We start from the raw sequence: 19,092 nt of genomic DNA on the forward strand, positions 1-19,092 counted from the left end.
CTTTGCGGGCGGGCCGGGCGGCGCCGCACGGCTGACAGCCGCCCGCGCCGCCCGGCCCGTTCCCGTTCCGCGGACGGGTGACCGCCGCCCGGTCATGCGCGGGCGGCCGAGGCGACGGCCGCCTTCGCCGCCCGCTCCACCATCGCGACGCCCTCGTCCATCGTGGCGCTGCCGTCCGACAGGACGGCGACCAGGTAGCGGTGCCCGCCCGCGGTGATGCGTCCGACGCTGTTGACGTCCCACAGACCGGTGGTGCTGCGTCGCAGCCACCCGTTCTTCAGCGCCGTCGCGGAGCCCGACGCCGCCGAGACACCCCAGGCCTGCTCGGGGGCGACCCGGCTCATCAGGGTCCGGATGTAGCGGCGGGAGCCGGGGTGCAGTGCGGGGGTGCCGCCGCCCGGCTCCGGGTCGTCGAAGATCGCGCGCAGCAGCCGGATCTGGTCCCAGGCCGTGGTGCGCGTCAGCCCCCACCTGTGCCCGGGCCCGCCCTCGGTGGCGCGCAGGCCCAGGCGCCTGTTGGCCGCCTCCAGGCCCGGGGCACCGCCGATGCGGCGCCACAGGGCGTTGGCCGCGGCATTGTCGCTGTGCTCGATCATGGGCTCGGCCAGGGCCCGTTCCCGCGCGGTGAGCGGACGTCCGGCGTCCTGGGCGCGCAGCAGCAGCGCCGCGAGGATGTCGAGCTTGACGATGCTGGCGGTGTCGTAGGGGGTGTCGTCGCCGCGGACGACGGGTTCCCGGCTGTCGCCGTCGAGATCGAGGACGGCCGCGGCGACCCGGGGCGCGCTGTGCGGGTGCGCGGTCGCGGCGGCGGCCCGGGGCGTGCCCGGATCGGCGGCCGCCGGCGGCGCCTGCAGTGCGCCGAGGAGGACGAGGGCGGCGGTCAGCAGCACGCCGGCGCAGGCGACGGGGCGGCGGGCCACGGACTGCACGGGCGCCGGGGACGGATACGACATAGACGACCCTCGCGGGGGAGATGTCACGGGCAGTGGAGATGAACGTAGACAAACCACGCGCATCACGACGTGGCGCCCGTCACGGAAAGCCCGTATCGGGCGGGATTGTGACGAGCGCAACAGCACCGGGCGGTGTGTACCTGGAACCGCCCGTGACCGCGCTGCGCGCCCTGCCGTCTCGCGGGCGGCGGCACGGTGACGGCGCCGCCCGCTCCCGGCACCCGTCGCCGAGGCCCCCGTCGGCCGGGCGGGTCACCGCACGGCTCACGGGTGGCAGCGAACTCGCCCGCGTCCCGGCGGACTTTGCCTGCCGCGACCGCTCACCAGGATGATCGAGCCATGATTGTGCTCACGAAGGAAGACGGCCCCGCCGACCTGGACGGTGTCACCCACATGTCGATCGGGGTCTCCTGGGACCCCACCTCCGGGGCCAGCGGCGGGGTGATGGGCCTGCTCCGCCGGAAGGCCGGTACGGACCTCGACCTCATCGCGATCGCCATGCGGGGCTCGGAGCCGGTGCGGCTGGCCGGCCTGGACTCGCTGGATCCGCTGGGCAACGGCTCGCTGGTGCACAGCGGTGACAACCAGACGGGCCGGGGCGACGGCGACGACGAGACCGTGACGGTCGAATTCGCCCGTATCCCGCCGCAGATCACCTCGATCGTGTTCATCGCCGCCGCCTTCAAGAGGGGCAGTTCCTTCCAGAAGGCACGCAACATCAGCTTCAAGGTGTACGACGCGACCGGGGGCGACTCCGAGCAGGTCGCCGAGATCTGGCCGAGCATGCTCACCCAGGACAACGGCTGCGTCGTGGCCAAGGCCGTGCGGGTGGGCGACAGGTGGAAGCTTCAGGTGATCAACGAGACGGGGAAGATCAAGCAGGGGGACGAGCGGGCGCTGATGCGGTTCGCCGTCAGCATGTGATCCCCCCTCACCCCGCGGATCACCGTGGCGGCCGGTGTTCCCCGCGTGACAGCGGCGCCACGGTGATCCGCTCCGGGCGTGTCCGCCGGAGCGCGGTGCGGCGGGACGGCCGGGCGGCGTCGGCCCCCACCGCGGTCCCTTCACGGGCGCGGCCCGGTCGGCCGGCCGGGCCGCATACCCGCGTCCGCGTGCCGCCGCGGCCGTCACGGACGGGTCGGGCCCCCGCCCGTGCGCGCGGCGGCGGCGCGCGTTCCGCCGGCTCGGTCAGCGCACGTGGTCGACCTTCTGCAGGGCCTTGGCCAGGCCGTTGGCCCACAGCTGCTCGACCTTGGCCCGCTCGGTGGCGTCCGGGTAACGGTTGGTGCAGGACGGGCCGGGGCCGCCGCCCGACATCAGCTCACTGCACGGACCCTCGTAGTGGTCGGGCAGGCCGAGCACGTGACCGGTCTCGTGGGCGACGACGCGGATCGAGTCGTACTCCTGGTTCTGCGCGTAGTCCAGGAAGACGTAGCCGCGGCCGTGGCCGTCGGTCGACGCGTAGGAACCGCGCGCGTCGTTGCCCTCGTAGTAGGCGAAGTCCCCGGTGCCGGAGGTGGCCTGGAGCTTGACGTTGGAGACGGAGCTGTTCCAGATGGAGGCGGCGCTCGCTATCTGCGAGGCGAAGCTCGGCGCCTGGGAAGCGTTGTAGTAGACGGTCACCGACTTCAGGCTCGGGTTCGCGGCCTGCTTCTCGGCGACCGACTTCAGCACGGCCTCGAAGAAGGCCTTGTTCCCGGCGGCGCTCTCACCGGTGCCGGCGTGGGGGGCATAGGCGGCACGGGTGGTGTCGGGGGCGGCGGTGTGGGCACTGGCCGGGGTCGCGGTGCCCAGTGCGGCACTTGCCAGACCGAGACCGAGCGCGAGGGCGAGAAGTCTCTTGGCGCTCGTGCGGGAGGACTGCATGGATTCTCCTACTCGTCCTAGGGCCTGTCGTCCGGGTCGTGCCGGGCTCGCGGGCCACCCGGCACCGCCTGCCGCTCCGGCCGGTCCGCACGACGAACCCCAGTGGGGGTCGAACGATCGGTCAGGGACGAGTCTGGATCAGGTGCAGCCCCCGGCGGATGATGGCACCTGGGGACAGCATCGTGCTATCACCCGTCAACTGCCGTGGCTCGTGGTGAGAATGAGCATCTGGTGCACTGCCGTGGGCGCCGCCTACCCTCCCCACCATGGAGCTGGAGGTCAGACACCTTCGGGTGCTGTGCGCAATCGCCGACTCCGGCAGCCTGCACCGGGCGGCTCGCCAGCTGGGCCTGGCGCAGCCCTCGTTGAGTGCGCAACTGCGGCGCATCGAGCATCTGCTCGGCGCCGAGCTGTTCGTGCGCTCGCGCACCGGCTGCCGCCCCACGCCGCTGGGACACGCGGTCCTCAGCCGCGCCCGGCCGCTGGTCACCGAGTTCGCCGCGATCGTCTCCGAGACCCGGGCGGCCGCCGCACGCGCCGCCGGCGGCTGTCACCCGCGCATCGGCGCCACCGCGAGCCGGGCCATCCCGGGCTGGCTGCGGCGGCTGCGGGCCGCGGCGCCCGGCAGCGAACCCACGCTCCAGATGGACGTCTCCGCCAACGCCCTGCTGCGCATGGTCGCCGAGGGCCGGATCGACCTGGCGTTCGTGCACGAGGTCGAGGGCAGTCCGCTGCGGGTGCCGCCCGGCCTGCGGCTGCGGGTGCTCGTCGAGCGGGAACCGCAGTTCGTCACGCTCGCCGCGGACCACCCGGCCGCCGCGCGGCGCGAGATACGGCTCGCCGACCTGGCCGGTGAGCGCTGGATGATCGACTCCACGGTCGACGGCGAATGGGACGCGTTGTCCCGGGCGCTGCGGTCAGCGGGGGTGGAGCCGGAGATGCTGCACGGCGACTACCTGACCGCGTACTCGCTGGCCGCCATGGGAGAGGTGGTGACGGTCAGCCAGCCCACCGCGCAGCCGCGGCCCGATCTCGCCGTCCGGCCGCTGCAGGGCGATCCGATCGGGGTGCGGCTGCTGCTGGCGGCCCGCACGGAGAGCGAACTCGACCGCGCCTTCCGACCGTTGGAGGAGGCGTACTGGGAAGTGGCCCGCCAGTCCCCGGTCTACCAGCGGTGGCTCGAGGACCGGCGGACGGAACGGGACTCCGCCCGGGCGCACGAGGCCGGCCCGGTCCCGGAGGCCGGGGCCCCGCACAAACCCGGCCGCGCGGGGGCGGCCCGGGGATCCGGCCCCCTGCGTCAGGCCGTCCGCCGTGCGGGCCCCGCGGCGGTGCCGGCGGCCGTTCCCGCCCGCGGACCCGGTGGCGTGCCGGAGGAGACGGCCGCGGTGCGGGGTGCCGGATCCGGCCGTGAGGCGCCCGCGCTGCCGACGGCCCGTCAGGCCTCGTGAGCTCGGGCCGCGCCGTCCGCCCGGCCGTCCCCGCCGGTGTCCGTCGCCCGGCCGCCGTCCCCGGCCGCCGCTCGGCGCGGTCGGCGGGCGCGGTCCGCCGGCCCGGAGGGTGCGGTGGTCACGACGGGGACTGCGGCGCCGGTTCGGTGCGGCCGCCGGGGTGGCGGTGCCGCCAGATCCAGAAGACGGCGCAGGAGACGACCGTCCAGCCCGCCAGGACCAGGAACGGGAAGGCGTGCTGGTGGCCGGCGAAGTACACGGCCGTGTGCTGGGCGTTCACCGAGGCGCCCGGCGGCAGCCAGCGGCCGATCGTGCCGAGCGCGGAGGGCAGCAGCGGCCAGGAGACGGCACCGCCGGAGGAGGGGTTGCCGAGCAGCACCATCAGGCCCCACGTGGGCAGCATGGCCCAGCGCCCGATGAGGGTGTTGAACATCGTGAAGACCATGCCGGAGGTGAACATGGTCAGCGCCAGGATCAGCCAGGACTCCACGAACGGCAGCCGGAGCGCGCCGAGCCACCAGTCCACCACCGCGACGATCACAAAGCCGCCGAGCAGGGAGTAGGCGAGGGTGAAGGCGACACGTTCGGCCGGGTTCAGGTCCCGGGCGTGCACGCTGAGCTGGATGGCGCCGACGAATCCGATGATCACCGCGGCGAGGGAGATGTAGAAGATCGCCAGTCCGCGCGGGTCGCCGCGCTGCAGCGGCTTGAGATCGCGGACGGTGACGCGCACCCCGGCAGCCGGGCCGACCTGTCGCGCCGCATCCTGGAGCACCTGTGCGACGGAGGAGCCCGAGGCGCTGGAGAGGTGGAGCGTGACCGAGTTCCCCGTGGCCGGGACGTCCAGGACGGCGAAGATCCGCTGATCGTCCACCGCGGTCTCGGCCGTGCGGAGACTGTCGTAGGGATGCAGCTTGAGGGAGGCGGCCAGCGCCTTCTCCATGCCGGCGACGAAACGCCGCGCCGGCTCGCGGTCCCAGGCGCCGACGACGGCGGTGGGGACGGACCGCGGGGTGGGGTCGGCCATGGCGTAGGTGTAGGAGCCGGCGAAGACCCCGGCCGCGGCGGAGATGATCAGCAGCAGCACGGTCGCGGGCAGAAAGGGCGACTGCCGGAAGGCGTTCCAGCACTCGGAGAGGGTGCGCGGGCGGCGGCCCTCCTCCCGGGGCGGCACCGGCCCTTTGGTCGGCATGTCGGACATGCCGCTCACGCTAGATCATCCGGCGGGCCTTTCCCCCGGCGAAACTCCCCCGGCGGCGTCCCGCACGGCGGGTCCGCAGAATCCCCGGCCGGAACCGTGCGGCGACGCACTTTTTGCGGATCACCGCACCCCCCGGCGGACGATTCGAGGCGATTTGCCGTGCCCTTCGGCGATGCCGGACCATGGGGCACGGTCCGGCGATCCCGGGCATCAGTTCGAAGAGAGGCAGCACCACCCCCATGCACGTCCCCGGAACCGCCCCGCAGTCGGCTCCGGCCCCGCAGGAGACCTCCCCCTCCGGCTCCCCGGCCGCTTCCCCGGACCACGGCACCCCGGCCGCCTCCGACAGCCGGCACGCCCGCCGTTTCGGGCTGCCCGTCGCGACCGCGCTGGTCATGGGCAACATCATCGGCGGCGGCATCTTCCTGCTCCCGGCCTCCGTCGCGCCGTACGGCACGGTCAGCCTGCTCGCCTTCGGCGTGCTGACCGTCGGCGCCATCGCTCTCGCCCTGGTGTTCGGCCGGCTCGCCGAGCGCACCCCGCTCACCGGCGGCCCGTACGTGTACGCCCGTGAGGCCTTCGGCGACTTCGCGGGCTTCCTCGCCGCCTGGGCGTACTGGATCACCACCTGGGTGTCCAACGCCGCGCTCGCCGTCGCCGCCGTCGGATACCTGGACGTGCTGATCCCGGTGAACCAGCACCGGTGGACGGCGTGCCTGGCCGCGCTCGTCCTGGGGTGGCTGCCCGCGCTCGCCAACTTCGCCGGCACCCGGTACGTCGGCGCCGTGCAGCTGGTGTCCACGGTGCTGAAGTTCCTGCCGCTGCTGCTGGTCGCCGTCGGCGGGCTGTTCTTCTTCGACGCGCGCAACCTCGGCCCGTTCAACCCCGGCGGCGGCAGTCCCGTCGGCGCGGTGTCCGCCTCCGCCGCCATCCTGCTCTTCTCCTATCTGGGCGTGGAGTCCGCCGCGGTCAGCGCCGGAGAGGTGCAGAACCCGCGCCGCAACGTCGGCCGTGCCACCGTGATCGGCACCGCCGGTGCGGCCCTGGTGTACCTGCTGGGCACGGTGTCGGTGTTCGGCACGGTGGCCCACGACCGGCTGGTGGCGTCCACCGCGCCGTTCTCCGACGCCGTGAACGCCATGTTCGGCGGCAGCTGGGGCGGCTGGGCCGTCGCGCTGGCCGCGCTGATCTCGATGACCGGCTGCCTCAACGGCTGGACCCTGCTGAGCGCGCAGACCCCCTACGCCGCCGCGCGGGACGGCCTGTTCCCGGCGGCCTTCGCCCGCCGGCGGCGCGGTGTGCCGACCGTCGGAGTCGCCGTCACCGTCGTCCTGGCCTCCCTGCTGACCGTCTACAACTACGCCTCCGGCTCGGGGAAGGTCTTCCAGGTGCTGGTGCTGATCACCACGTTCACCGCGACCGTGCCGTATCTGCTGGCCACCGCCGCGCAGATCTTCCATCTGGTCTCCGGCCGCCGCGAACGGGTGGACGGACGGCGGCTGGCCCGCGACGCCGTGATCGCGGCGGTCGCCGCGGCGTTCTCGCTGTGGCTGGTCGCGGGCGCCGGCTACGCGGCGGTGTACCAGGGTGTGCTGTTCCTGTTCGCGGGTGTGCTGGTGTACGCCGTGATGGCGGCCCGGCAGCGGGCGTCGGCCCCGGCCGGCGACTGAGCGGGCCCGGGCGTCACCGGCGGAGGAACTCCAGCAGGTCGGCGGTGAAGCGCTGCTTGTCGCCGTCGACCAGGGCGATGCCGTGGCTGCCGCCCTCGTACACCTTCAGCTCCGCGCCGGCGATCAGCTGCACGGCCTTGCGGGCGGTGGCGTCGATGGGCACCACGCGGTCGTCGTCGCCGTGCACGATCAGGGTGGGCACGTCGAACGTGCTCAGGTCGTCGTGGAAGCGGGTGGCGGCGAAGGCGTCCACGCAGGCGACGCCGCCCTCGATGGTCTCCTGCATGGCCATGGACCAGAAGGCGTCCTTGTTGCCCTGGGTGACCGTGCTGCCGGGACGGCCGGCGGAGAAGAAGGTCTCGGCGATGTCCTTCCAGAACTGCGAGCGCTCTCGCAGGATGCCCGCCTTGAGGTCGTCGAAGACGCTCTGCGGCACCCCCTCGGGGTTGTCCGGGCCCTGCAGCATCAGCGGAGTGATGGCGGACAGCAGCACGACCGAGCGGACCCGTCCGGTGCCGTGCCGGCCGATGTACCGGGCGACCTCGCCGCCGCCCATGGAGTGCGCCACCAGGGTGACGTCCCGCAGGTCGAGGTGGTCGAGCAGGTCGGCGAGATCGTCGGCGAAGGTGTCGAAGTCGTAGCCGTCCCAGACGGGCGTGGAGCGGCCGTGCCCGCGCCGGTCGTGGGCGACGGCCCGGTACCCGGCGTCCGCCACGGCCTTGAGCTGGTCCTGCCAGGCGTCGCCGTTGAGGGGCCAGCCGTGCGAGAACACGACGGGCCGTCCCCGCCCCCAGTCCTTGTAGAAGATCTCCACTGCGTCGCGGGTGGTGCACACGGGCATGCTCGTCACCTCTCGTCCAGCCGGGGAAGGCACCCGTCAGGCCCGGCGGCGCGGCGGCGGACCGCGCACCGGCGGGCACGTCCGCGCCCGACCGGGCCTTCGTCCATCGTCTCCGCCGCGCCGCGTCCCGCAATCCGGCCGCCCGCGGTGGCACCCTCCCTGGACGGCAGGGTCAGGACACCTCGACGAGCAGGTCGCCGCCCTCCACCTGCTGGACGGGGCCGATGGCGAGCCGGGTCACCCGGCCGGCCCTCGGGGCGGTGATGGCGGCCTCCATCTTCATCGCCTCGATGGTGGCCACGGTCGCCCCGGCTTCCACCTCGTCGCCCTCGGCGACGGCGAGCGTCACCACGCCCGCGAAGGGCGCCGCCACATGGCCCGGGTCGGACCGGTCGGCCTTCTCCGTGACGGGGACGTCGCGGGCGGCGGCCCGGTCCCGCACCTGGATCGGGCGCAGCTGCCCGTTCAGGGTGGCCATCACGGTGCGCATGCCGCGCTCGTCGGCCTCGCCGACGGCCTGCAGCTCGATCAGCAGCCGCACGCCCGGCTCCAGGTCGACGGCGTACTCCGTGGCCGGGCGCAGCCCGTAGAAGAAGGACCTCGTGTCCAGCACGCCGGTGTCGCCGAAGATGCGGCGGTGTTCCTCGAACTCGCGGGCCGGCCCGGGGAAGAGCAGCCGGTTCAGGGTGGCGCGCCGGGACTTCTCCAGTCCCCGGCGGTCCTCCTCGCTCAGCTGCCGCACGGGTTTGGCGGGGGCGCGGCCCTTCAGCGCCTTGGTGCGGAACGGTTCGGGCCAGCCGCCGGGCGGGGTGCCCAGCTCGCCGCGCAGGAAGCCGACGACGGAGTCGGGGATGTCGAACCGGCCGGGGTTCTGCTCGAACTCCGCGGGATCGACCCCGGCGCCGACCAGGTGCAGCGCCAGGTCGCCGACCACCTTGGAGGTCGGGGTGACCTTGATCAGCCGGCCGAGGATGCGGTCGGCGGCGGCGTACATCGCCTCGATGTCCTCGAACCGGTCGCCGAGGCCGAGGGCGACGGCCTGGGTGCGCAGGTTGGACAGCTGGCCACCGGGGATCTCGTGGTGGTAGACGCGTCCGGTGGGCGCGGCCAGGCCCGCCTCGAACGGGGCGTAGATCCTGCGGACGGCCTCCCAGTACGGTTCCAGGTCGCCGACCGCCTTCAGGTCCAGGCCGGTGGGCCGCTCGCCGTGGTCGGTGGCGGCGACCAGCGCGGACAGGGACGGCTGCGAGGTGGTTCCGGCCATGGACGCGACCGCGCCGTCCACGGCGTCCACGCCCGCCTGGGCGGCGGCGAGGCAGGTGGCGAGCTGGCCGCCCGCGGTGTCGTGGGTGTGCAGGTGGACGGGCAGGCCGAACTCGCGGCGCAGCGCGGTCACCAGCCCGACTGCGGCGGGGGCGCGCAGCAGGCCCGCCATGTCCTTGATGGCCAGGACGTGCGCGCCGGCGGCGACGATCCGCTCGGCCAGGCGCAGGTAGTAGTCCAGGGTGTAGAGGCGTTCGCCGGGGTCGGACAGGTCGCCGGTGTAGCACAGGGCGACCTCGGCGACCGCGGTGCCGGTGGCGAGCACGGCGTCGATGGCGGGGCGCATCTGATCGACGTCGTTGAGCGCGTCGAAGATGCGGAAGATGTCGATGCCGGTGGCCGCGGCCTCCTGGACGAAGGCGTCGGTGACCTCGGTGGGGTACGGGGTGTAGCCGACGGTGTTGCGGCCGCGCAGCAGCATCTGCAGGCAGATGTTGGGCACCGCCTCCCGCAGCGCGGCGAGTCGTTCCCAGGGGTCCTCGGCGAGGAAGCGCAGGGCGACGTCGTAGGTGGCGCCGCCCCAGCACTCCAGGGAGAGCAGCTGGGGCAGGGTACGGGCGACGAGCGGGGCGACGGCCAGCAGGTCCTTGGTGCGCACCCGGGTGGCCAGCAGCGACTGGTGGGCGTCGCGGAAGGTGGTGTCGGTCACGGCCAGGGCGGGGGAGTCCCGCAGGGCGCGGGCGAAGGCCTCGGGGCCGAGGGCGAGCAGCCGCGTGCGGGAGCCGGCGGGGATCTCCCCGTCGGGCAGCGGGGGCAGTTTGGCGACCGGGTCGGCGGTCGCGGGGCGTTCGCCGTACGGCTTGTTCACGGTGACGTCGGCCAGGTAGGTGAGCAGCTTGGTGCCGCGGTCCGCGGAGGAGCGGGTGGTCAGCAGGTGCGGGCGCTGCTCGATGAACGACGTCGTGACCCGTCCCGCCTGGAAGTCCGGGTCGTCGAGGACGGCCTGCAGGAACGGGATGTTGGTGGCCACGCCCCGGATGCGGAACTCGGCGACCGCGCGCCGGGCCCGGCCGATCGCGGTCGGGAAGTCCCGTCCTCGGCAGGTGAGTTTGACGAGCAGGGAGTCGAAGTGCGCGCTGATCTCGGTGCCCGCGTGGGTGGTGCCGCCGTCCAGGCGGATGCCGGAGCCGCCCGGTGAGCGGTAGGCGCTGATCCGGCCGGTGTCGGGACGGAAGCCGTTGGCGGGGTCCTCGGTGGTGATACGGCACTGCAGGGCCGCGCCGCGCAGCCGCACCGTGTCCTGGGACAGTCCGAGGCCGGCCAGCGACTCCCCGGCGGCGATGCGGAGCTGAGCCTGCACCAGGTCGACGTCGGTGACCTCCTCGGTCACGGTGTGCTCGACCTGGATGCGCGGGTTCATCTCGATGAAGACGTGGTTGCCGTCCCGGTCCACCAGGAACTCCACCGTGCCAGCGTTGCGGTAGCCGATGGCGCGGGCGAAACGCACCGCGTCCGCGCAGATCCGCTCCCGCAGCGCCGGGTCGAGGTGGGGCGCGGGGGCCATCTCGATGACCTTCTGGTGGCGGCGCTGCACCGAGCAGTCCCGTTCGAAGAGGTGGATGACGTCGCCGTGGTGGTCGGCGAGGATCTGCACCTCGATGTGGCGCGGCTCGACCACGGCCTTCTCCAGGAAGACGGTGGGGTCACCGAACGCGGAGGCGGCTTCCCGGCCGGCCGCCTCGACGGCCTCCGGCAGCTGGGCGGGGTCCTCCACCCGCCGCATGCCGCGGCCGCCTCCCCCGGCCACGGCCTTGACGAACAGCGGGAAGCCGATCCGCTCGGCGGCCCGCGCCAGTTCCGCGACGTCGGTGGAGGGCACCGAGGAGCCCAGCACCGGCACACCCGCCTCCTTGGCGGCCGCCACCGCGCGGGCCTTGTTGCCCGTCAGTTCCAGCACGGAGGCGTCCGGGCCGACGAAGGTGATGCCCTCCCGGGCGCAGGCGCGCGCCAGCTGGGGGTTCTCCGACAGGAAGCCGTAGCCCGGGTAGACGGCGTCGGCGCCGGCTCTGAGCGCCGCCCGGACGATCTCCTCCACGGACAGATAGGCCCGCACCGGATGCCCGGGCTCGCCGATCTCGTAGGCCTCGTCGGCCTTGAGCCGGTGCAGGGAATTGCGGTCCTCGTAGGGGAAGACGGCCACGGTGCGCGCGCCCAGTTCGTAGCCGGCGCGGAATGCGCGGATCGCGATCTCGCCGCGGTTGGCGACCAGTACCTTGCGGAACATCGTGGATCCCTTCGGCCTGCCCGGTGACGGAAGACCATGGTGTCGGCGCCACCGGCGCGACGCCAGGTGAGCGCACCACTCTCCCGGCCGTGCCCTGGGCCGTGGACAGGTGAACCGGGCCACTCGTCCCGGTGACGACCGGCGAGCCCCACCCCCCGCATCGCCGTCACCCGCGCCGAATGTCCCTGATTGGTAACAGCCGGATCCCGGACGGCTGTTCGATCGTCTTGATCTGTGCAAGATCCACACACACGACGAGGAGCAGTGCGGACATGGTGCGGCATGGGGGCGGACGGGGCTGGCGCGGCCGGGTGCTCGCGGCGACCCTGGGGGTGGCGGTGCTGGCGACCACGGCCTCGGTGTGGACCGCGCAGGCACATCCGGTGCGGCACGAGCGGACGGACGCCGCTGCGCGGCCGTCCCCGACGGTCGCCGGGGCGCCGGGTGCGGTGCCCGCCGACGTGCCCCGGAGCATCGTCCACGCCTCCGACCGAGGCGCCCGGGGGGTCAACATCACCATCGACGACGGGCCGGACTCGGTGTGGACCCCGCAGGTGCTGCAGGTGCTGCGGGACAACGGCGTCAAGGCCACGTTCTGCATGGTGGGTCCGCAGGCGCGGGCGCACCCGGACCTGGTGAAGGCGGTCGTGGCGGACGGGCACCGGCTGTGCGACCACAGCGTCGCGCACGACACCGGCATGGATCACAAGGCGGAGTCGTATCAGCGGCAGCAGATCCTGGACGCCGAGCGGATGATCACCGAGGCGTCCGGGGGCGTGCGCCCCGTGTACTACCGGGCGCCGGGCGGCGCGTTCACCCCGTACAGCCGCGAGGTGGCCGCCTCCCACGGCATGCGGCCGCTGGGCTGGAACGTGGACTCCAAGGACTTCGAACGTCCGGGCACGGCCGCCATCGTCGCCACGGTGAAGCAGGAGGTCGCCAACGGGCCGACGATCCTGTTCCACGACGCGGGCGGCGACCGCTCCCAGACCGTGGACGCGCTGCGCCAGGTCCTGCCCTGGCTGAAGCAGCAGGGGTACACGTTCGGTTTCCCTGTGGTGCGCTGAGCGTGACCGGCGCGGCGCCGGGGGTTTCACCGGACCCGATCAGGTGACCCGGAGGACGCACTACCCGGATCCGGAGGCGGTCATGATCCTCCTTGGCGTCATCCTTCTCGTCGTCGGTCTCGTCACCGGCATCTCCATTCTGTGGACGATCGGCATCATCCTGGCGGTGATCGGCGCCGTCCTGTGGCTGCTGGGTGCCACGGGGCACGCGGTGGCCGGCCACCGGCACTACTGGTGACCGGCCGCACCGGCGGCCGGTCCGCACCCGATGCCGGGCCGTGAGGCCCGACGGCACCGAGCCCCGTGCACCCTCATGGTGCGCGGGGCTCACTCGTCTGCCGGCCCGGGGTGCTCCGTACGGGCGTCGGCGGTGCCTACGTGCCTCCGGGACGGGTAGCCGCAGAAGCGGACGATACATGACGCACCGTGACTCATCGAGGCAATCACATGGCCGTCCCGCTCGGGCACCTGGGACCGCAGGGGCCGGACCGGCACAGCAGGACGCCCGCCGCGCTGCGCTGGGACGCCCGCTGGCACAGTGGCGCGATCAGTGCCGCCGACGCCCGCGCGGCGGTCGGCCGCTTCCTGGACCGGATCCGCGCCACCGGCCGCGTCGCCGTGCCCGACCGCCTGGCGCAGGACGCGCAGCTGGTGGTCAGCGAACTGATCACCAATGTGGTGCAGCACGCCCCCGGCCTGTGCGGCCTGGGGGTGGAGGTGCGGCCGGACAACGGCCAGGTGGAGATCAGCGTGTGGGACACCTCGCCGGTGCCGCCGACCCGGCGCCCGCCCGACGGCCGGCGGGTCGGCGGTCACGGCATGGAGATCGTCGGGGCGGTCTGCCAGGCGGTCACGGTGACGGCTCTGCCCGCTTCCGGCAAGCGGGTCACGGCCCGTCTGGCGCCGCCGGCACCCTGTCCGCCGGACGCCGGCTGACCGGTCCGGCCCGCACCGGCCGTACCCCTGAGGTGCCGGACGGACTGCGGATGCGGCGCCCGCGGAGGTCGGAGATGCTGAGAGGGAACCACGCCGCTAAGGAGTGCGCCATGAGCATGATGGACAAGCTCAAGAGCATGCTGCGGGAGCACCGGCAACACGCCGAGAGGGCCGTCGACAAGGGCGGTGACTACGTCGACGACCGCACGCAGGGCAAGTACGGCGGCCAGGTCGACAAGGGCCAGGAGCGCATGCGTCAGGAGCTGCGCGACCAGGACCGTGGCCCCGACCAGCCCCCGCGGTGACGGCGCGGCCCGCGGCACGCGCCGCGGGCCGCAACCGGTCCCGGGGCACGCTCCGCGGGCCGCGGTGGCACATCAGGGCATGTATCGGGGAACCCAGGGCACGTATCAGGGAACGCGGGCGACACCGGCGTAGATGCCGCAGTCCTCGCTGCGCGGCGCGGGCTCGGACTTGGCCCACTCGGTGGCCGTGACCAGGCCGGGTTCGACCAGTTCCAGCCCCTCGAAGAACCGCGCGACCTCCTCGCGGGTGCGGAAGGCCAGAGGTATGCCGCCCTTGGCGTATTCGTCGACGACCTGCTGCGACAGTTCCGGGTACAGGTCGCTGGAGGCGTGCGAGAGCACCAGGTGGCTGCCCGGCGGGAGCACACGCACCAGCTCGCGGACGATGCCGTGGGCGTCCTGCTCGTCGGTGATGAAGTGCATCAGGGCGATCAGGGACAGCACGACGGGGCGGGAGAAGTCGAGCACCTTCCGGGCGTGCTCGACGATCTGCTCCGGCCGGCGCACATCGGCCTGGATGTAGTCCGTGGCGCCCTCGGGGCGGCTCACCAGCAGCGCCTCGGCGTGGCGCAGGACGATCGGGTCGTTGTCCGTGTAGACCACCCGGGCCGTGGGCACGATGCGCTGGACGACCTGGTGCAGGTTCGGTTCGGTGGGGATGCCGGTGCCGATGTCCAGGAACTGGTCGATGCCCTGGGACGCGAGCCAGGCCACCGCGCGGTGCATGAACTCACGGTTCTGCCGCGCGGCGTCGTGCGCCTCGGGCGGCAGCTTGCGGCCGACCGCCTCGTCCACGGGGTAGTTGTCCTTGCCCCCGAGCAGCCAGTCGTAGACGCGAGCCGGGTGGGCCCGGCTGGTGTCTATGGGCGCGGACGGGAGGTCGGGTGTGCCGGTCGCCATGGCGTACTCCAACGTACGTACGAGTGCATCGAGCGGATCGAGCAGGCAAGTCGATCTCTGTAGTCTCGCACATCATCTGCCCTTCGGGTAAGCACAGTTGGCGATCTCCGCAGCACGGCGGGGGACGTGGTCCGGCCGGTCCTGGCCGGCCCGCCCGGTCGCCCGCGGTGCCGGCGCACCTGGTTCCCGGAGCGGTCCGGGCCCGGCGCGCTCCCCCGCCGAGCGGGCCGGCGGGACCGGGCGGCGGCGACATGCGGGCCGGGTCACCCGTGAGACGGAACGTGCGCAGCAGCCGGGGGAAGGCCGGCATGGGACGGGGCGCGAGCGGGTCGAATCACAGGGTCCCGGGCGACGGTCACGGCCCGTCAGCAATGCCGGGCGCAGTCGTCCACCGAGGGGAAGCCCGCCTGTGCAGACCTCGACCGCCGTCGGAGGATGCGATGCCCGCCGCGCCGTGCCCGTCCGTTCCCGCTGCGGATGTGACGGCCCGGGGGAGGCCGTGTGCCGGCAGGCGGCCCGGACGGTGGTGGGTGCGTCGTTCCGCCCCGTGCCGCGCGGCCGGCCGCGCCGGCCCGCGCCCGGCCGCCGGGCCGCCGTCCTGCCCTCCTGCCGCGTGACCCGAGGTGATCCATGCGTGTCCTGCTCGTGCACCCCTCCTTCTGCTCGGCCTGGACGTTCTACGGGCGCAGCTGCCGCAAGGCCGGCCCTGAGGCCGCCGCCGAGGAGCCGGCCGGCATCGCCGAGCCGAACGTCTTCACCGTCGACGACGTCGCGTTCATCCGGCCCGAGCACGGTGACGCCATCGCCGCCGAGCTGGAGCGCCGCCGGGTGCGCAAGCAGTACTGCCCGGAGACCCGCGCGGACCTGCTGCCGCGTCACATCGAGGTGTTCGAGCGGTGGACGCGGCCGGCGCTGCGCTCCATGGGCCTCGGCATGCAGGCGCTGGACACCGAGGGCCTGGACCTGTTCCGCAAGCGGGTCAGCCCCGACGACGACGTCCGCGCCTTGGAGACCGCGCGGAAGCAGGAGACCGCGCGGAAGCTGGGGATCAGCGTCGCCGTCGACCTCATCGTGGCCTCGGCGTGGGGCGCCGAACGTGTCCGGCTGGTGCGGGAGTTCGCGCTGTCCGTGCCGGACATCGGGCACATGACGGTGATGACCCCGTGTCCGGGCACCGAGATCCGGCACAGCAAGTCACGCCGGCTGACCACCCGCGCTCACCGGCTGTTCGCCATCCAGCACGCCGTCGTCCCCACCACGCTGCCGCTGGAGCGCTTCCACGAGGAACTGACGCGGACCCAGTCGGTGATCAACGGCAAGCATCGGGGCCTGCACACGGCCCTCGGCGCGGGCCGGATCCTGGGCGGCCGGCTGGCGCACGGGCAGACCGACTTCGCGCGGATGCTGTGGACGTTCGACCGGGTGCACAACGCCGGGCGGCAGCTCGCCGACCACCACCGGCCGGTCCGCTACGACCTGCCGCTGCCGCCCGCGGCACCGGTCGGCGACCGCCGGGAGCTGTACGTCCGCACCCGGCCGGTGCCGCGCTCCTCACGACCGGCCGGGCTGCCGGAGTAAGACGGCGGGCAGGACGCAGATGCCGACGACGCACACCGGTGGACCGCGGCAGCGCGCCGCCGCCCGGGCGCCCAGGGGGCGGACCGGGGAGCTGATCCGCGACTGCCTGACCACCACCGACCACAAGAAGATCGGTCACCTGTACTTCGTCACGTCCTTCGGTTTCTTCCTGGCCGCCGGCGTGATGGCGATGCTGATGCGGGCCGAACTGGCCGCTCCCGGACAGCAGGTCGTCAACCGCGACCAGTACAACCAGCTGGTCACGATGCACGGCACCATCATGATGCTGCTGTTCGCCACACCCACCTTCGCCGGGTTCGCCAACGCGATCATGCCGTTGCAGATCGGCGCGCCCGATGTCGCCTTCCCCCGGCTGAACGCGCTGACGTACTGGCTGTTCCTGTTCGGCGGGCTGACGGTGCTGTCCGGGTTCGCGGTCGACAACGGAGCGGCGCCGTTCGGCTGGTTCGCGTACGCGCCGCTGAACGACGCCGCCCACTCCCCCGGCCGCGGCAGCGATCTGTGGGTGATGGGACTGGTCGTCGCGGGCCTGAGCACCACGCTGGGCGCGGTCAACTTCATCACCACGATCCTGTGTCTGCGGGCGCCGGGCATGACGATGTTCCGGATGCCCCTCTTCACCTGGAACGTGCTGTTCACCTCGATCCTGGTACTGCTGGCGTTCCCGGTGCTCACCGCCGCGCTGCTGGCCCTGGAGGCCGACCGCAAGTTCGGTGCGCACATCTACGATCCGGCGAGCGGCGGCCCGCTGCTGTGGCAGCACCTGTTCTGGTTCTTCGGGCACCCGGAGGTCTACATCGTCGCGCTGCCGTTCTTCGGTGTGGTGACGGAGATCATCCCGGTGTTCAGCCGCAAACCGGTCTTCGGGTACGCGGGCATGGTCGGTGCGACGATCGCGATCACGATGCTGTCGGCCAGCGTCTGGGCGCACCACATGTTCGCCACGGGCGGCGTACTGCTGCCGTTCTTCTCGATCCTGTCGTTCCTGATCGCGGTGCCCACCGGGGTGAAGTTCTTCAACTGGATCGGCACCATGTGGCACGGCAGCCTGTCCTTCGAGACACCGATGCTGTGGGCGGCCGGTTTCCTGGTGACGTTCCTGCTGGGCGGCATGAGCGGCGTGATCATCGCCTCCCCGCCGCTGGACTTCCACCTGACCGACAGCTACTTCATCGTCGCGCACCTGCACTACGTGCTGTTCGGGACGATCGTCTTCGCGATGTTCGGCGGATTCTACTTCTGGTGGCCGAAGATGACGGGCAGGATGCTCGACGAACGCCTCGGGAAGACGCACTTCTGGATGCTGTTCGCCGGCTTCCAGATCACCTTCCTCGTCCAGCACTGGCTCGGCGAGGCGGGCATGCCCCGCCGCTACGCCGACTATCTGCCCGCGGACGGGTTCACCGTGCTCAACGCCGTCTCGTCGGCCGGTGCGTTCCTGCTGGGCGCGTCGACTCTGCCGTTCCTGTACAACGTGTGGCGCACCGCCCGCCACGGGACGACGGTGGAGGTGGACGACCCCTGGGGGTGGGGACGTTCGCTGGAGTGGGCGACCTCGTGCCCGCCGCCCCGCCACAACTTCACCGCGCTGCCGCGGGTGCGCTCCGACTCCCCGGCCTTCGATCTGCACCATCCGGAGGTGCTCCGCACGCTGCCGGCGACCGAGCACGGGGCCGCGGAGGCGACGCCCGACCCGCTGGGGAGGCAGAGCACATGAGACCCGAGGCGTACCTGTTCGCCGGTGTGGCGGTGTTCTTCCTGCTCACCGACGTGTCGTACATCTGGTTCGCGCGCGAGCCGGCGGGTATCGCCGCGCTGACGGTGTCCTGCTTCATGGCGGCGGTGATCGCGTTCTTCTGCGCGGTCAACCACCGGCGGCGGGGCACGCGCCCGGAGGACCGGCCCGCCGGGGAGATCCGGGAGCGCAAGGGCCATGTCGGCTTCTTCCCTCCGTACAGCGCCCATCCGGTGGTCACCGCCGCCGGGGTCACCCTGTGTGCCGTCGGGGTCGTCTACGGGGTGTGGCTGTTCGCGATCGGGGTGGGTGTGGTCGCGGCCGGAGTGATCGGCATGGTGCTGGCGTACGCGGGCCGGGAGAGCGGCCGGGACACCCGGGCCGTATGACCGTGGGTGCATACCGGAAGAACCTACATAAAGAGCGCATAAGTCACCCGCGTAGGGGAATTCTGGAGGTGCAAAGCAACCCCTTGAGAGGAGACGACAGCGATGTCGTATCCACATCGCTCCAATGACGTGGGCACTGGCACCCAGCATCCGGAGATGACGGGTTCGCATCCCGAGATGACACAGATGCGGGAACGCCTCGAGCGGACCGCCTCCAGCGGGCCGGGAGTCGTCCTTGAGGGCCTGATCCTCCTGACCGGCCTCTACGCCGCGATCTCCCCCTGGGTGGTGCACTTCGCGGGCCAGCCCTTCATCACCGTCAACAACCTGATCGTCGGCATCACCGTCGGCCTGATCGGACTCGGTCTCGCCCTGGCTCCGGAGCGCATGTTCCGGCTGGCATGGGTGCTCGTCCCCCTCGGCCTCTGGCTGTTCATCTCGCCGTGGGTGGTGACCGCGACACACGGCGCGCGGGCAGGCATCGTCTGGAACAACTGCTGGGTGGGTGCGGTGACCGCGCTCCTGGGCCTGGCAGCCATGGGCATGACCATCGGCAAGTCGCACGAGGGCCGGCGGCGGTGACCCGTCGCGGCGTCCCACCGCTGAGCACCCCGGCGGCACGCCGTGGACCC

At 72.8% G+C, this 19,092-nt stretch carries 15 protein-coding genes and 2 pseudogenes; 11 read left to right on the plus strand and 6 right to left on the minus strand.

What is annotated here, in order from left to right; all coding sequences use genetic code 11:
• Positions 1 to 92: 92 nt before the first annotated feature.
• Complete coding sequence (locus IE286_RS23965; RefSeq protein WP_189798854.1) at positions 93 to 953, minus strand: serine hydrolase; 861 nt, start codon at positions 951 to 953, stop codon at positions 93 to 95.
• Between the two features lie 339 nt (positions 954 to 1,292).
• Here IE286_RS23965 and IE286_RS23970 point away from each other — a divergent pair, with 339 nt between their 5' ends.
• Positions 1,293 to 1,877 (plus strand): TerD family protein, encoded by a 585-nt coding sequence (locus IE286_RS23970; RefSeq protein WP_189798855.1) that lies wholly within the window; start codon positions 1,293 to 1,295, stop codon positions 1,875 to 1,877.
• Positions 1,878 to 2,141: 264 nt separating this feature from the next.
• Here the strand turns inward: IE286_RS23970 and snpA are convergent, their stop codons facing one another.
• Positions 2,142 to 2,819, minus strand: a complete 678-nt coding sequence (snpA, locus tag IE286_RS23975; protein ID WP_189798856.1) for a snapalysin — start codon at positions 2,817 to 2,819, stop codon at positions 2,142 to 2,144.
• 266 nt (positions 2,820 to 3,085) lie between these two features.
• Between snpA and IE286_RS23980 the strand changes: the two are divergent.
• A pseudogene (locus tag IE286_RS23980) lies at positions 3,086 to 4,006 on the plus strand (LysR family transcriptional regulator); the annotation flags it as partial.
• Positions 4,007 to 4,388: 382 nt separating this feature from the next.
• Here IE286_RS23980 and IE286_RS23985 read toward each other — a convergent pair.
• Positions 4,389 to 5,471 carry an ABC-2 transporter permease gene (locus IE286_RS23985; protein WP_229863501.1) on the minus strand — a complete coding sequence of 361 codons (1,083 nt, stop codon included), beginning with the start codon at positions 5,469 to 5,471 and terminating at the stop codon, positions 4,389 to 4,391.
• A 239-nt stretch (positions 5,472 to 5,710) separates the two neighbouring features.
• Between IE286_RS23985 and IE286_RS23990 the strand changes: the two genes are divergently transcribed.
• Positions 5,711 to 7,141, plus strand: a complete 1,431-nt coding sequence (locus IE286_RS23990; RefSeq protein WP_189798857.1) for an amino acid permease — start codon at positions 5,711 to 5,713, stop codon at positions 7,139 to 7,141.
• 13 nt (positions 7,142 to 7,154) lie between these two features.
• Here IE286_RS23990 and IE286_RS23995 read toward each other — a convergent pair whose 3' ends face one another.
• Together IE286_RS23995 and IE286_RS24000 are read right to left on the minus strand one after the other, a co-directional pair.
• Complete coding sequence (locus tag IE286_RS23995) at positions 7,155 to 7,982, minus strand: alpha/beta fold hydrolase (RefSeq protein WP_189798858.1); 828 nt, start codon at positions 7,980 to 7,982, stop codon at positions 7,155 to 7,157.
• A 172-nt stretch (positions 7,983 to 8,154) separates the two neighbouring features.
• Entirely contained in the window at positions 8,155 to 11,529 is a 3,375-nt protein-coding gene (locus IE286_RS24000) for a pyruvate carboxylase (RefSeq protein ID WP_189798859.1), read from the minus strand.
• Positions 11,530 to 11,801: 272 nt separating this feature from the next.
• Between IE286_RS24000 and IE286_RS24005 the strand changes: the two genes are divergently transcribed.
• From IE286_RS24005 to IE286_RS24020, 4 genes are all read left to right on the plus strand, one after another.
• Entirely contained in the window at positions 11,802 to 12,596 is a 795-nt protein-coding gene (locus IE286_RS24005) for a polysaccharide deacetylase family protein (RefSeq protein ID WP_189798860.1), read from the plus strand.
• A gap of 82 nt (positions 12,597 to 12,678) precedes the next feature.
• Positions 12,679 to 12,834, plus strand: coding sequence for a DUF6131 family protein (locus IE286_RS24010; RefSeq protein ID WP_189798861.1), 156 nt, complete (start codon positions 12,679 to 12,681; stop codon positions 12,832 to 12,834).
• A gap of 209 nt (positions 12,835 to 13,043) precedes the next feature.
• Complete coding sequence (locus tag IE286_RS24015; protein WP_189798862.1) at positions 13,044 to 13,532, plus strand: ATP-binding protein; 489 nt, start codon at positions 13,044 to 13,046, stop codon at positions 13,530 to 13,532.
• Positions 13,533 to 13,642: 110 nt separating this feature from the next.
• Positions 13,643 to 13,837, plus strand: a complete 195-nt coding sequence (locus tag IE286_RS24020) for an antitoxin (RefSeq protein ID WP_189798863.1) — start codon at positions 13,643 to 13,645, stop codon at positions 13,835 to 13,837.
• A gap of 105 nt (positions 13,838 to 13,942) precedes the next feature.
• Here IE286_RS24020 and IE286_RS24025 read toward each other — a convergent pair whose 3' ends face one another.
• The gene (locus tag IE286_RS24025; protein WP_189798864.1) at positions 13,943 to 14,737 is read right to left on the minus strand and encodes an SAM-dependent methyltransferase; all 795 of its coding nucleotides are present in this window, start codon (positions 14,735 to 14,737) and stop codon (positions 13,943 to 13,945) included.
• Between the two features lie 654 nt (positions 14,738 to 15,391).
• Between IE286_RS24025 and IE286_RS24030 the strand changes: the two are divergent.
• The 4 genes and pseudogenes from IE286_RS24030 to IE286_RS24045 all read left to right on the plus strand — a co-directional run.
• Positions 15,392 to 16,315 (plus strand): annotated as a pseudogene (locus IE286_RS24030) (radical SAM protein); the annotation flags it as partial.
• 19 nt (positions 16,316 to 16,334) lie between these two features.
• Positions 16,335 to 18,053, plus strand: coding sequence for an aa3-type cytochrome oxidase subunit I (gene ctaD, locus IE286_RS24035; protein WP_189798865.1), 1,719 nt, complete (start codon positions 16,335 to 16,337; stop codon positions 18,051 to 18,053).
• Positions 18,050 to 18,460, plus strand: coding sequence for an aa3-type cytochrome oxidase subunit IV (gene ctaF / locus IE286_RS24040; protein ID WP_189798866.1), 411 nt, complete (start codon positions 18,050 to 18,052; stop codon positions 18,458 to 18,460). The genes ctaD and ctaF overlap by 4 nt, the downstream gene beginning before the upstream one ends.
• A 156-nt stretch (positions 18,461 to 18,616) precedes the next feature.
• Positions 18,617 to 19,042 carry an SPW repeat protein gene (locus IE286_RS24045; protein ID WP_229863503.1) on the plus strand — a complete coding sequence of 142 codons (426 nt, stop codon included), beginning with the start codon at positions 18,617 to 18,619 and terminating at the stop codon, positions 19,040 to 19,042.
• Positions 19,043 to 19,092 lie beyond the last annotated feature (50 nt).

This window comes from Streptomyces thermodiastaticus, assembly GCF_014656135.1.
Classification (GTDB): Bacteria; Actinomycetota; Actinomycetes; order Streptomycetales; family Streptomycetaceae; genus Streptomyces; species Streptomyces thermodiastaticus.